Annotated in this window: 10 protein-coding genes; 8 read left to right on the top strand and 2 right to left on the bottom strand. The window is 60.5% G+C overall.

Features of this window, described 5'->3' with window-relative positions:
* Nucleotides 1–76 precede the first annotated feature (76 nt).
* Both FHT29_RS10980 and folD read left to right on the top strand, forming a co-directional pair.
* Nucleotides 77–1,993: a succinoglycan biosynthesis transport protein gene (locus tag FHT29_RS10980; protein ID WP_047555954.1), complete on the top strand. Its 1,917-nt coding sequence runs from the start codon at nt 77–79 to the stop codon at nt 1,991–1,993.
* A 117-nt stretch (nt 1,994–2,110) separates the two neighbouring features.
* Entirely contained in the window at nt 2,111–3,010 is a 900-nt protein-coding gene (gene folD, locus FHT29_RS10985) for a bifunctional methylenetetrahydrofolate dehydrogenase/methenyltetrahydrofolate cyclohydrolase FolD (RefSeq protein WP_168599666.1), read from the top strand.
* Between the two features lie 7 nt (nt 3,011–3,017).
* Here folD and FHT29_RS10990 read toward each other — a convergent pair whose 3' ends face one another.
* Nucleotides 3,018–4,043, bottom strand: coding sequence for a substrate-binding domain-containing protein (locus FHT29_RS10990; protein ID WP_037199059.1), 1,026 nt, complete (start codon nt 4,041–4,043; stop codon nt 3,018–3,020).
* A gap of 308 nt (nt 4,044–4,351) precedes the next feature.
* Here FHT29_RS10990 and FHT29_RS10995 point away from each other — a divergent pair, with 308 nt between their 5' ends.
* The 6 genes from FHT29_RS10995 to FHT29_RS11020 all read left to right on the top strand — a co-directional run bounded on the left by FHT29_RS10995 (nt 4,352) and on the right by FHT29_RS11020 (nt 11,373).
* Nucleotides 4,352–5,713 (top strand): ABC transporter substrate-binding protein, encoded by a 1,362-nt coding sequence (locus FHT29_RS10995; protein ID WP_047560956.1) that lies wholly within the window; start codon nt 4,352–4,354, stop codon nt 5,711–5,713.
* 123 nt (nt 5,714–5,836) lie between these two features.
* Nucleotides 5,837–6,853 (top strand): sugar ABC transporter permease, encoded by a 1,017-nt coding sequence (locus FHT29_RS11000; protein ID WP_037199056.1) that lies wholly within the window; start codon nt 5,837–5,839, stop codon nt 6,851–6,853.
* Between the two features lies 1 nt (nt 6,854).
* Nucleotides 6,855–8,018: a carbohydrate ABC transporter permease gene (locus FHT29_RS11005; protein ID WP_037199054.1), complete on the top strand. Its 1,164-nt coding sequence runs from the start codon at nt 6,855–6,857 to the stop codon at nt 8,016–8,018.
* Nucleotides 8,019–8,054: 36 nt separating this feature from the next.
* Nucleotides 8,055–9,707 carry an alpha-glucosidase gene (locus FHT29_RS11010; protein ID WP_047560959.1) on the top strand — a complete coding sequence of 551 codons (1,653 nt, stop codon included), beginning with the start codon at nt 8,055–8,057 and terminating at the stop codon, nt 9,705–9,707.
* A gap of 23 nt (nt 9,708–9,730) precedes the next feature.
* Entirely contained in the window at nt 9,731–10,822 is a 1,092-nt protein-coding gene (gene ugpC, locus FHT29_RS11015) for a sn-glycerol-3-phosphate ABC transporter ATP-binding protein UgpC (RefSeq protein ID WP_037199052.1), read from the top strand.
* Between the two features lie 197 nt (nt 10,823–11,019).
* Nucleotides 11,020–11,373, top strand: a complete 354-nt coding sequence (locus FHT29_RS11020; protein WP_037199051.1) for a hypothetical protein — start codon at nt 11,020–11,022, stop codon at nt 11,371–11,373.
* A gap of 281 nt (nt 11,374–11,654) precedes the next feature.
* Here the strand turns inward: FHT29_RS11020 and FHT29_RS11025 are convergent, their stop codons facing one another.
* The gene (locus FHT29_RS11025) at nt 11,655–13,709 is read right to left on the bottom strand and encodes a glycosyl transferase (RefSeq protein ID WP_131512198.1); all 2,055 of its coding nucleotides are present in this window, start codon (nt 13,707–13,709) and stop codon (nt 11,655–11,657) included.
* Nucleotides 13,710–13,722: the final 13 nt, after the last annotated feature.

Here is a 13,722-nt window from a genome sequence, read left to right on the forward strand (position 1 = left end):
TTTTCTTTGGCATGAAAATTTAGAGTGGGTTAACCATTCGCATCGGTCCCCGACCATGCGCGCGAGATGACCTACCATGTCGGAAAGCAAAGCAAGGCTCGGATTTTACCCTGACGATGCGGAAGCCTTAGAGGTTTCGCGCCGGCCGCACCGGCGTGTCGCCTCCGATCGGGAAGACAATATACCCTCTGTTGCCTCCCATCTGCGTGCGGCCAACTCTGACGATCCACGCGATGTGGAGCTGCGCGCGATTCTGCGCAGAATGCTCCGCGGCGATCCCTATCCTGTCTCGGGTCGAAAGGCATTCGTGGAGGAAGGTGCGCAGCAGGCCCAGTCCCTGACCGAGCATATCACGAGCATTCTGAGCCATCGCTACATCGACGAGCCGGTCAGTCATCCGTCATCGGAGGCCGACGTCGATCTGCTGGAATTCGTGCCCGACCTGCTCGATGGCGGAACCGGGCTGCCGGCTCAGATCGCCACACCAGTCTCGCGCGAGCAAATCCCCCCGCGTCCTCGGACTTTTGGTGTTGGCTCCATCGGTTTTGTCATCGCAGCTTCGCTGGCGGGAGCGGCCATTCCGACGATGCTCGCGCCACCGCCGCTCTATATGTCGCAGACCGTCCTGCATGTTGAAGGGAAGGAGGGCCGCGCGCGCCAGGCATTGCTGGATGTAGCGGCAAAGCGCGCGGTCGCCCCTTCAGCCCTTTCCGACGTCGTCGCCAGGCTGAAGCTGGATCGCGATCCGGAATTTACCGGCAGCCGGGCGGGCGCTCTTGGCGTTGCCGTCGAACTCCTGTCCGGCAACGGCAATGCCTCCGATGCGCCGTCGCGCGCGCAAGCCGCTCTTCGCAAGGGCGTCGCCGTGAGCGTCGATGGCGCGGCCGGCCTCCTGCGCTTGGCTGTCACCACGGGCGATCCGGTCAGGTCCGCCGAGATCGCCAATCGGCTGGCTGTGGCCACGACGCATGATGCCGCCGTCGCGCAGGCGGCGGGAACACCAGCCGTTGGCGATATGGCAGCCGATAACAGTCGCAAGGAGCTCGAGCGTGCCTCGGCCGCACTCGCCGGCTTCAAGGCGCAGTATGGCGAAGACAGGATCGCGGCGGCACTGGCGTTGCAGGAGCAGCGGCAGCAGTTGGATGGCGACATCAAAGCGGCCGGTCTGGCGGTGCGTAGCGCCAAGGCGCGCGTTTCGGCGGTCAAATCCGCGACACCTGCTTCCGTCCTCGGCGGTGCATTGCCGGGCGATCTGGCATCGGCCGCCCTCGATGATCTGCGCAGCCGTTACAACGCCGCGAAGGCGCAGCTTACGCAGCTCTCGACGCAGCTTGGTCCCCGCCATCCCCGCCTGCTCGCGCAGCAGGCAACCGTCGATGATCTCACGGCCAGCATCCGCAGCCAGCTGCAACGGCTCGTCGTCAGCAGCGATGCAGCCTTGAAGACCGCCCTTGAAGACCAGCAGGCCCTTTCTGCGCGTATGACCGCTCTCAGCCAGAAGAGCGTCGATATTGACGTCGTCCGTCTCGCGCAATTGCAGGATGCCGTTGCCGCCGCGCAAAGCCGCTACGAGGCCGATCAGCAAAATCCCGTTATTGCTCCGCCAGAAGCCGGGGCGCCGTTGACCGTGGTGTCGCAGGCCGTCGCAGCCGCAGCGCCGCTGGACGACGGTCTTGTCGAGAATCAGGCGATCGGCTTCCTGGGAGGGCTCTGCCCGGCTCTTTGCCTGGTTTTCCTGCGTAAATGGCTTACTGGTGCCGCGCCGACGGAGCACGATACGGTCGTCGATACCACCACCGCTCTTCAGCAGGATATCGAGCTGGAGTTTCCGTCAACGCATGATGCTCCCGACGAACCTGTTGCGGCCCCTATGCCGGAAATTGGAAGCCAACCGGCCGGCGCCGATGAATGGACGCGTGTCCGTCAGGAACTGGCGTTCCTGCGTGCCAAGGTTCAAACCTATGCCGCGCACAGGCATGTCGGCCGCGGTTGATCGGCCCGCCGTTTTCTCCTTGCAATTACCACTTTCAGACACCATAGGGCGTTTGCAGGCAATTCCATCAGGCTGACGGCTTGTAGATTGCTGCCGAATTCATATCGGGAGACGAGCGTGACGACAGTGATCGACGGAAAGATTGCGGCGGCTTCGGTGATCGAGGCGGTGAAGGTTGCCGCCGGCGGGCTTGAGACGGAGACCGGTGTGAAGACCGGACTTGCAGTCGTCATCGTCGGCGACGATCCGGCCAGCCACGCCTATGTGAACTCCAAGAGCAAGATGGCCAAGGAATGCGGCTTCAACTCCATCCAGCACACGCTGCCGGCGGAAACGACGCAGGAAGAGCTGGCAAGGCTGGTGGCCTCCCTGAACGAGGATCCGTCCATTCACGGCATTCTGGTGCAGCTGCCGCTGCCGAAGCATCTGGATGCCGATGCGATCATCCAGTCGATCCGGCCGGAGAAGGATGTCGATGGGTTGCATGTGGTCAATGCCGGCAAGCTTGCGACCGGCGATCTCTCAACCGGACTGATCTCCTGCACGCCGGCCGGCGCCATGCTGTTGGTGCGGCGCATTCATGGCGAGGACCTGTCGGGGCTGAATGCCGTCGTCATCGGCCGCTCCAACCTGTTCGGCAAGCCGATGGCGCAATTGCTGCTCAATGCCAATGCAACGGTTACGACGGCGCATTCGCGCACCAAGGATCTGGCATCTGTGGCTCGCGGCGCTGATATCCTGGTGGCCGCGGTCGGTCGGCCTGAGATGGTCAAGGCCGATTGGATCAAGCCGGGCGCAACGGTCATCGATGTCGGCATCAACCGCATTGCCGCACCGGAGCGCGGCGAGGGCAAGACGCGGCTGGTCGGCGATGTTGCCTATGCGGAAGCCTCCGATGTCGCCGGCGCCATCACCCCGGTTCCGGGTGGTGTCGGGCCGATGACGATCGCCATGCTGATGGCCAATACCGTCATCGCCGCCCATCGGGCCGCCGGAAAGCAGCCGCCGAAGTTTTGAGCCTGCGTCAGTCGGCCGGCGCGACGCCGGTCGAAGCACGAACGATCAGCTCCGTCTTCCAGAGTTCCTGCGCCGGAAACGTCTCGCTATGCTTGATCTCACCGATCAGGCGTTCGGCAATGCGTATGCCGGCGGCGCGCAGCGACGAGCGCGTCGTCGTCAGCGGTACGGTGAAGCTTTCCGGCTTGAGCAAGGTCAGCACGTCGTCATGGGCGATCAGCGATATATCCTCGCCCAGCTTTAGCTTCGCCTGGTTGATGGCGCGAACCGCGCCGAGCGCCAGCACGGTACTGGAACAGAGAACTGCCGTGGGGCGCTGTTCGAGCTGCAGGATGCGCTCCATCTCGAACAGGCCCTGCTCATCGGTCATGGCAGTGTGACTGACGCGGGCTTCGTCCAAAGCCAGACCCCACTCGGCGAGCGCCGCCTCGACGCCGTTTTTCCGCCGAATGGCGAAATCGAGATAGATGGGGCCGTTCAACAGCGCAAAGCGCCTGTGCCCGAGCTGCAGCAGCAGCTTCGTGGCGTCATAGAACGCGGCTTCATTGTCGATGTCGAGGTAGGGATAATCCGGTTCCGAGCCGATGGACCGCCCATGCACGAGGAAGGGCATGGAGAGCGTCTTCAGCATTTCCAGGCGGGGATCGTGGCCGCGCATATAGTTGACGAACAGGGCATCGACATTGCCGCTGGCCGCCAGCCGCTTCAAGGCACCGACTTCGTCATTCGGATCCGCGGGCGTGAGCACGAAATGGAAATCGTGCCGCAGGGCCTCCTCGCCAAGCCCGGTCAGGAACTCGCTGAAATGTACGTCGGAAGAATTGCCTGGCGATGTCGGCATGACCAGCCCGATCGAGCCGGCCTTGCCCGTCGCGAGCCTTTGCGCCGCCTTGTTGGGCCGGTAGCCGGTTTCCCGAACCGCTTTGAGCACTCGCTCGCGGGTCTCGCGATTGACTTCCGGATATCCGTTCAAGGCGCGGCTGACTGTCGTCTGCGACAGCCCCAGCATTTGCGATAGCTGTTTCAGATTCACGTAATTCGGCTCCCAACTCCTCGCCCGCTAAGATGCCAACGTAACCTCCCGCGACGTCCACGGCTTCCAAAGCGCTTTCAAATATGTAGCAGGCGACGCGCCTGAAACAAGACAATTAGCAAAATATTGGGGCTTATTTTATGCTGCAGCGCGAGAAATGCTATGTATATTAGCCAAAATCCGAAAATCACTTGACTTTGTCCCGTCCTCAATGGATGAGAGAAGCAGCCAAAGCGCTTTGAGGAATGGAGCGCGCAGCGCGACAATGTGTTTCGGCTCGTGGATTTTATGTTTGGGAGGACAACCACATGAAGAAGTTGTTTTTGATGACTGTCGCTGTCGCCGCTCTGGTGGCGGGTACAGCGATGGCGGCCGATCTGAAGTTCCAGCCCGGCCAGGACTCCAAGTTCAATTGGAAGAGCTATGACGAATTCAAGGCCGCTCACGCCGATCTGAAGGGCGAGACGCTGACGATCTTCGGCCCCTGGCGGGGTGAGGACGAGGCACTCTTCACCAGCGTCCTGAATTATTTCACCGAAGCGACAGGCGTAAACGCCAAGTATTCGTCCTCGGAAAACTACGAGCAGCAGATCGTCATCGACACGCAGGCCGGTTCGCCGCCAAACGTCGCCATCCTGCCGCAGCCGGGTCTTTTCGCCAACCTGGCCAGCAAGGGCTATCTGACGCCGCTCGGTGACGAGCTGGGAAGCTGGGTGAAGACGAACTACGGCGCCGGCGACAGCTGGGTCGGCTACGGCACCTACAAGGGCAAGGACGGCAAGGACGCCTTCTACGCATTCCCCTACAAGGCCGACCTGAAGTCCCTTGTCTGGTACGTGCCTGAGAATTTCGACGAGGCCGGTTATAAGGTTCCCACCACTATGGAGGACCTTTTCAAGCTTTCCGACCAGATCGTCAAGGACGGCGGCACGCCCTGGTGCATCGGTCTCGGTTCGGGTGGCGCTACCGGCTGGCCGGCAACCGACTGGGTCGAGGATCTGATGCTGCGCTTGAACGCGCCGCAGGATTACGATCATTGGGTCGACAACACGCTGAAGTTCAACGATCCGAAGGTCGTCTCCGTCATCGAGGAATTCGGCAAGTTCGCCAAGAACGCGAAATATGTCGCCGGCGGCGTCGCAGCGGTTGCTTCGACCGATTTCCGTGATAGCCCGAAGGGTCTCTTCACGGTTCCGCCGAAGTGCTATCTGCACAAGCAGGCCTCCTTCATCCCGTCCTTCTTCCCGGAGGGCACCAAGCTTGGCCAGGATGCGGACTTCTTCTATTTCCCGCCCTATGCCGCGCATCCTGAACTCGGCAAGCCGGTCGAGGGTGCTGGCACGCTTGCTGCCATCACCAAGGACTCGAAGGCTGCCCGTGCCTTCATCCAGTTCCTGCAGACGCCGATCGCTCAGGAAGTCTGGATGGCGCAGTCCGGCTTCCTGACGCCGTACAAGGGTGTCAACACGGCGGCCTATGCCAACGATACCCTCCGCAAGGAAGGCGAAATCCTGACCACTGCGACGACCTTCCGCTTTGACGGATCTGACCTGATGCCGGGCAAGATCGGCGCGGGCTCGTTCTGGACCGGTATGGTCGACTTCGTCGGCGGCAAGTCCGCCAAGGACGTTGCCGACGAGATCCAGAAGTCCTGGGACGCCATCAAGTAAGACATCGCAAGCCAAGCGTCGCCGGCAGATACCGGCGACGCCATGCACCATGTTACGGCGCGCCCGCGAGGCGCGGTTGATGTCGGGCGGGTGGCCTCAAGCAGGTAAATTCGGGAGGGAAGGATGTTTTCGCAGATACTGTCGGCGATTGGGGCCATGATATTCGGCGTTGCCTTTTGCGCCGCTTATTTCTGGTTCTCCAACAAGCTTCTGGACATAATTTTTCCGGCAAAGGAGGGGACCGAGGTCCATACTGCCGCCGTCAACCTGACCCGCCGCGGCCTGATTCGGCCCTGGCTCTTCTTGGGTCCGGCGCTCTTCCTGCTGGCCGTCTACCTCGTCTATCCGGTGGTCGCGACCCTCATCCTGTCCTTCTACGGGCCTGACGGCAATCAGTTCGTCGGCGGCGCCAATTATCTCTGGGCCCTCAACGACACTGAATTCCGCCAGTCGATCTTCAATAATATCCTCTGGCTTGCTGTCGTGCCGGCCGCCTGCACCTTCTTCGGCCTCGTGATCGCCGTCATGACCGACCGTATCTGGTGGGGCAACATCGCCAAGGCCGTCATCTTCATGCCGATGGCGATCTCCTTCGTCGGCGCCTCGGTCATCTGGAAATTTATCTACGAATATCGCGGCGGCACCGACGCTCAGATCGGCCTTTTGAACTCTGTCGTCCAGTTGTTCGGCGGCACGCCGGAAGTCTGGATCACCATTCCCTTCTGGAACAATTTCTTTCTGATGGTCATGCTGATCTGGATCCAGACAGGCTTTGCCATGGTGATCCTGTCGGCGGCGCTGCGCGGCATTCCTGAGGAAACCATCGAAGCTGCCGTCATCGACGGCGCCAACGGCTGGCAGATCTTCTGGAAGATCATGGTGCCGCAGGTCTGGGGCACGATCGCCACGGTCTGGACCACCATCACCATTCTCGTGCTCAAGGTTTTCGACATCGTGCTCACCATGACCAACGGTCAGTGGAACACGATGGTGCTCGCGAACCTGATGTTCAACTGGATGTTCCGCGGCGGCGGCGATTCCGGCCGAAGCGCGGTCATCGCCCTCGTTATCATGGCGGCGGTGACGCCGATCATGATCTGGAACATTCGTCGTGCAAACGCAGAAACGAAGGGGCGCTGACATGCTTGGAAATCTCGGTCGCATCGGTCCCGCCCGCATCTTCGTTCATGCCGCGGTGTTGCTTATCGTCCTCCTCTGGCTGCTGCCGACGCTCGGCATCTTCGTCACCGCGCTGCGCGACAAGGATCAGATCGTCGTCTCCGGCTGGTGGACGGCTTTTTCCGGCTCCTCGCAGACCGCCGCCGTGCGCCTCGATGGGCCGGACAAGGCAAAGCAGGATGGCGCCAACTATGTCATCGCCGGTACGGTTGCCGGAGAAGGCAACAGCGGTAACGGCAGGATCGAGTCCTTCGGCCTGCGCGTGCAGGAACCGTCCACCTACAAGGTCGGTTCGTCCGCCGATCTCGGCAATGGCGAGACGCTCACCGTCAATGCGGACGGCAGCTATCGCTACCAGAAGAACGGGCCTTTCGGTGCCGATGCCCGCAGCAAGCGCATCTATCTGACCATCGCCACGCCGCCGCAATTCACGTTCGATAATTATCGCAGCGTGCTGGGCGGCGAGGGCATCGGCCAGTCCTTCATCAATTCGCTGACGGTGACGATCCCGGCAACGGTGATCCCGATCCTGATCGCCGCCTTTGCAGCCTATGCGCTGGCCTGGATGGAGTTCCCTGGGCGCGCCTTGTTGATCGCGCTCGTCGTCGGCCTGATCGTCGTGCCGCTGCAGATGTCGCTGATCCCGCTTCTGCGCATCTATAACGAGATCGGCCAGATCTTCGGCGTGCCGTCCAAGACCTATCCGGGCATATGGCTGGCGCATACGGCTTTCGGTCTGCCGCTGGCCATCTATCTGCTGCGCAACTACATTGCCGGCCTGCCTAAGGAGATCATCGAATCCGCCCGCGTCGACGGCGCCAGCGATTTCGACATCTTTGTCAAGATCATCCTGCCCCTGTCCTTTCCGGCGCTCGCCTCCTTCGCGATCTTCCAGTTCCTCTGGGTATGGAACGATCTGCTGATCGCCATGGTGTTCCTCGGCACGGACAAGGATCATCTGGTCCTGACGGCGGCCCTGAATGCGCTGCTGGGCTCGCGCGGCGGCAACTGGGAGATCCTGACGGCATCCGCCTTCGTCACCATCCTTATCCCGCTCTTCGTCTTCTTCGGTCTGCAGCGCTATCTCGTGCGCGGTCTGCTCGCCGGGTCGGTGAAGGGGGGCTGATCCAAGACTATTCCATTCTAACGGGACCTATTCAGCATGAGCATTGCCCCTCAATCGATTTCGGCAGTTGACAAGGACTGGTGGCGTGGCGCGGTGATCTATCAGATCTATCCGCGCTCCTACCAGGACTCCAATGGCGACGGCATCGGCGACCTTAAGGGCATCGCCATCCGCCTGCCGCATGTCGCGGCCCTGGGTGTCGACGCAATCTGGATATCGCCCTTCTTCACCTCGCCGATGCGCGATTTCGGCTATGACGTCTCCAACTATGAAGACGTCGATCCGATTTTCGGCTCACTCGCCGATTTCGATGCGATGATGACGGAAGCCCACCGCCTCGGCATCAAGGTGATGATCGATCTCGTGCTGTCGCACAGCTCGGATCGCCATCCCTGGTTCGTCGAAAGCCGCTCGAGCGAGGACAATCCCAAGGCCGACTGGTATGTCTGGGCCGATGCCAAGCCGGACGGCACACCGCCCAACAACTGGCTGTCGATCTTCGGCGGCTCTGCCTGGGCGTGGGATCCGACCCGCATGCAATATTACATGCACAACTTCCTGACCTCGCAGCCGGATATGAACCTGCACAATCCGGAAGTGCAGGATAGGCTGCTGGACGTCGTGCGTTTCTGGCTCGATCGTGGCGTCGACGGTTTCCGGCTCGATACCATCAACTTCTATTTCCATGACAGGGAACTGCGCGACAACCCGGCGCTGGAGCCCGCGCGTCGCAACGCCTCGACCGCGCCGGCGGTCAATCCCTATAATTTCCAGGAGCATCTCTACGACAAGAACCGCCCGGAAAACCTGAAGTTCCTGCAGCGTTTCCGGGCCGTCCTCGACGAATATCCGGCGATTGCCGCTGTCGGCGAAGTCGGTGACAGCCAGCGTGGTCTCGAGATCGTCGGCGAATACACGTCCGGCAACGACAAGATGCACATGTGCTACGCCTTCGAGTTTCTGGCGCCGGATGCGCTGACGCCCGATCGCGTCGAAGAGGTCATGAAGGATTTCGCCGCTGCTGCCCCCGAAGGTTGGGCCTGCTGGGCATTCTCCAACCATGACGTCGTGCGCCACGTTAGCCGTTGGGGCAATCTGGTCGCCGATCGCGATGCCTTCGCGAAGCTCTATGCAGCGCTGCTGCTGACCCTGCGCGGTTCCGTATGCATCTATCAGGGCGAGGAACTGGCACTCACCGAAGCCGATCTTGCCTATCAGGATCTGCAGGATCCCTACGGCATCCAGTTCTGGCCGGAATTCAAGGGCCGCGACGGCTGCCGAACGCCGATGGTCTGGGACAGCCAGGTGGCACAGGGCGGCTTTTCCACAGTCAAGCCATGGCTGCCTGTGGCCGTCGAGCACATCCTGCGCGCTGTCAGCGTTCAACAGGGCGACGAAAATTCGGTGCTGGAGCAGTACCGCCGCTTCCTCGCCTTCCGCAAGCAGCATCCGGCCTTTGCCAAGGGTGAGATTGCCTTTGCGGATCCGCAGGGCGACATACTCATCTTTACCCGCACCTATGACGGCGAGACCATTCTCTGCGCGTTCAACATGAGTCCCGCCGAAGCGATGGCGGCCTTGCCTGAAGGGAACTGGCAAGCGTTGACCGGGCACGGCTTTACCACCAACAACTACGGCAACAAGATCGATATTCCGGCCTGGAGCGCTTATTTCGCGCGTCTTGCCTGAGCCCTTGGGAGGAGGAAGAATAGATGACGGGACTTGTTCTGAAGGATATAAGAAAATCCTACGGCAGCGTGCATGTGCTGCATGGCATCGATCTGGAGATCAATGAAGGCGAGTTCATCGTCTTCGTTGGGCCGTCCGGCTGCGGCAAATCCACATTGTTGCGCATGATCGCCGGGCTCGAGAGCATCACCTCGGGCGACATGCTTATTGCCGGGCAGAAGGTGAACGAGGTACCGCCCTCCAGGCGCGGCATCGCCATGGTCTTCCAATCCTATGCGCTCTATCCGCATATGACTGTCTACGACAACATGGCCTTCGGCATGCGGATTGCCGGCGAAAACAAGCAGGAGATCGACCGTCGCGTCCGCGCGGCGGCCGCCAGCCTGCAACTCACCCAATATCTCGAGCGCCTGCCCAAGGCCCTTTCGGGCGGCCAGCGCCAGCGCGTCGCGATCGGTCGCGCCATCTGCCGTAACCCGAAGGTCTTCCTGTTCGACGAGCCGCTGTCGAACCTGGACGCCGCCCTGCGCGTCGCCACACGCATCGAGATCGCCAAGCTCAGCGACTCCATGCCCGAGACGACGATGATCTACGTCACGCACGACCAGGTGGAGGCGATGACGCTTGCCGACCGGATCGTGGTGCTATCCGCCGGCCGCGTCGAACAGGTGGGTGCGCCGCTCGAACTCTATGAGCGCCCGGCCAACCTCTTCGTCGCCAAGTTCATCGGCTCTCCGGCGATGAACATCATCCCGGCGACCGTGACCGAAACCGGCACGACGACGACCGTGACGCTGAAGGGCGGCAAGTCGGTGACGCTCGACTTGCCGACCGAGGCTTCCGAGAGGGGTAAGCAGGCGAGCTTCGGCGTTCGTCCGGAAGATTTGCGCATCGCGACCAACGAAGATTATCTCTTCGAAGGCGAGGTCGCCATCGTCGAGGCGCTCGGTGAAGTGACGCAGCTCTATATCGAAGGTCTGGTTGATGGCGAGCCGATCATCGTCAAGATCCCCGGCATTACCGATATCCACCGCGGCCAGAAAATGCGCTTTGCCGCCGACAGGCAGAAGCTGCATCTCTTCAATGCCGACGGCCATACCTATCGAAAGCAGTAGCAGATTGCGCCTATGAGACGACGCCGGCTCAAGCAAAGACGAGCAACAAAATTCAACTTGAGCTGGCGAACTCAAACTTTCTGTTAAAGACCCGCTGATAGTCTTGTCTTCGTAATATACGTCAGGGGTTTATTAAGATGGCTGCTTTCGGCAGGGCTAATTCAGGCCAACATTTCCTCAATAAAGAAGAATCCTTCATGTATGACCGCGAAGTGCGGTTCCGAATGGAGGATACGATGAACGCCGCGCGGCTCGAATACACGGAAAAGGGTGTGATGAACCTCGCGTCGCGCCGCTGCGACATCACCCGCATCTCGCAGAGCGGCGCCATCCTGGCGATCCTCACTCAGTATAATCTGCCGAAGCAGTTCTATCTGGATATCCCAGACGCGCGCATCACCAAGGTTGGTTGCGTGCTGATGAAGGTCTTCTCCAACAACACGGTGGAAGTGCGTTTCCTGCGTCTGCTCACGGAGAAGGAAATGAACAAGATCTTCGTCTACAGCACGCACCCCGCCCATCGCGACCGCGTACTCGACATCCGGGCCTAGAGCAATTCCAGGAAAAGTGCGTAGCGGTTTTCCGCCCGGAATTGCGCAAAAACAATAAGCTAGAGCGGTTAGGCGATTCCGTGAAACGCGCAACCGCTCTAGGCAGCAAAACCGGTCGACGGTCTCCGCAGCCAAAGGGCCGAGACATAAAGCACCCGCAACGATCCTGCCTCTGTTCGCTACCTTAAAGTGGCGGACGTGAGGCTTGTTTCCATTTCCGGTCTTTTGGCCCGGTCGGAAAAGCCTTGAACTGACTCAGGCAATTTGATTATACGCCTCGGTCATTGCTGCGCGGCATCTTCCTGCAGCCACAGGCGTCTGTCGTGTGGCAATGGTGCATAATCGTGCCATGCGGCCAGCTTGTCGTGGTAAGCTTTTCTGTAGGCCTGATGGTCTAAGAAGCCGGTATTCTCCTGAACAAGCTCCGTACCAATGTCGTAATAGATGTCGAGATTGTTCAAGTCAGGCACCGGGGTCTTGCCACGTTCGCTCTCTGCCTGCATTTGCCAGAAAAGCTCTTCGAGACGGCGGGCCAGCGCCGGAATGTCGCGCAGCGCCGATGTCTCCCGTTTAGCCTGCAGGATCTCCCTGACCTTCGCGAGGCTCCGGGGAATTTTTGCAAAGCCGACGGCCTTGTCGATGTAGGATTGCGGGTCCGAACATATCAACTCCGGCACGCCGGCTGCGGCAACGATGCTGTGGCAGAAGCGCGCAGCAAAGCTCTTGCCGGGGAATGTAAGGACAGGCAACCCCATGGTCAGGGCATCGGCTGCGGTCGAATGCGCCCCGTAGGGAAATGTGTCGAGGAACAGATCGGCGAGCGAGATCCGGGCGAGATGTTTGGCATTCGGTGCCTTGGGCGCGAAAATGAGGCGCTCCGGCGCAACGCCGGCATTCTCGGCCACCTGGCGCAGGCGCTTATCCACATCGTCGCCCCCCGTGAGCAGCCAAAGCACGCTGTCGGGCGTCGCGGCAAGGATCTTCATCCAGTACGCAAAGCTTTCCTGCGTGATTTTCTGCATGCCGTTGAAGCAGGCAAAGACGAAAACATCTTCCGGCAGCCCTGCCTCTCTGCGTGACGGCTTTTCGGCAATCGCCCTCTTGCGATCAATCGGCTGGTTACAGGCGATTCTGAGCACTTTCTCCGAATAGTAAATCTCGCTCTCGGGCGGGATAATGTGTTCGTCCGCAATGATGTAGTGATGGAACGGACTGCCCATCGTGCCTGGATAGCCGCAGAAGTTGACGATAACGGGCGCCGGCCTGTAGGCGAAGATCTTCGTTCGCGCATGCTTGGTATAGCCGTTGACATCCACCAGAATGTCGATGTCGTCGTCGGCGATCTGCCGAGCCGCCTCGGCGTCATCGAGCCCGGCGATATCGCGCCAGCAATCGACGACGGCCTTCATGCGCGTCTGCGTCGGGTCACCCGTCACAGGGTCGCCGCAGTAGTAGGCGTAGATTTCAACGCTGCGTTTGTCATGCAGTTCCAGCACTTCCCGGAGCGCAAAGCCGACCGCGTGATCGCGCAGGTCCGAGGAAACATAACCCACACGAAGGCGCTGGCCGGTTCCCGTCTTCTGCTTTGGCGTCTTGCGCGGGAAGCCGCTGGTATCCGGACGTCCGACGAAAGACTTGTTGTAGCGATAGGCCTTGGCGAGCTGGAACAGCGGATCGTCGGAAAAGCAGGCAAGTGTCAGGGGCGACATCGCATCGAGCAGTTGGCGCATGGACACATGGTCCGATGTCACCAGAGTCGGCCATTTGCACTGGCGCTGGCGCAGCGCACTCCAATGTTGTCCAGCCTCGGTCTTATCAGGCCGAAGTTCGATTGCTTGCCACAAAACGGCTTCCGCATCCTCCATCAGGCCGGCGTTCTCCATGACACGGCCGATGTGCTGAAGTGCCAACAGGCGATGCGTGAGCTTGTCCGGCGTGCTGTCCGCGGTCATGTCCACGAAACTCCGCCATTGCAGGATTGCCTGGGTGGCGATGCCGCTATCTTCCAGCGCCCGTCCGAGATTGATGTGCGCCGGACCAAAACGCGAATCGAGCTTGAGGCAAGCGCGCAAGGCATTAATCGATCCCGCCACGTCGCCCAACTGCCGCAAGGTAACGGAATAATTGAAATAGACGAGATGCAGGTAGGGATGGGTTTCGTTGAATGCGATCCAGACCTTATAGGCCTCTACCGCCTCGATCTTTTGTTCCGCACCACTTCGGGCTTCTGCGAACTGGAACAGCTCGTTGAAAGGAAGGCGCTGAGTGCGCGCTAACTCCAGAATTTCGGCAAGAGACCGAGCGGAAACTGTAGCTGATGCATTGTTGGTGACCATGGACATCCCACGA

The sequence above is a fragment of the Rhizobium sp. SG741 genome (assembly GCF_012275435.1).
GTDB classification, from domain to species: domain Bacteria; phylum Pseudomonadota; class Alphaproteobacteria; order Rhizobiales; family Rhizobiaceae; genus Rhizobium; species Rhizobium lusitanum.

Excerpts from the sequence above, each read along its gene's own strand:
- FHT29_RS10980 (WP_047555954.1), top strand. The coding sequence starts at position 77 with ATGTCGGAAAGCAAAGCAAGGCTCGGATTTTACCCTGACGATGCGGAA.
- FHT29_RS10995 (WP_047560956.1), top strand. The coding sequence starts at position 4,352 with ATGAAGAAGTTGTTTTTGATGACTGTCGCTGTCGCCGCTCTGGTGGCG.
- FHT29_RS11000 (WP_037199056.1), top strand. The coding sequence starts at position 5,837 with ATGTTTTCGCAGATACTGTCGGCGATTGGGGCCATGATATTCGGCGTT.
- FHT29_RS11005 (WP_037199054.1), top strand. The coding sequence starts at position 6,855 with ATGCTTGGAAATCTCGGTCGCATCGGTCCCGCCCGCATCTTCGTTCAT.
- FHT29_RS11010 (WP_047560959.1), top strand. The coding sequence starts at position 8,055 with ATGAGCATTGCCCCTCAATCGATTTCGGCAGTTGACAAGGACTGGTGG.
- ugpC (WP_037199052.1), top strand. The coding sequence starts at position 9,731 with ATGACGGGACTTGTTCTGAAGGATATAAGAAAATCCTACGGCAGCGTG.
- FHT29_RS11020 (WP_037199051.1), top strand. The coding sequence starts at position 11,020 with ATGTATGACCGCGAAGTGCGGTTCCGAATGGAGGATACGATGAACGCC.
- FHT29_RS11025 (WP_131512198.1), bottom strand. The coding sequence starts at position 13,709 with ATGGTCACCAACAATGCATCAGCTACAGTTTCCGCTCGGTCTCTTGCC.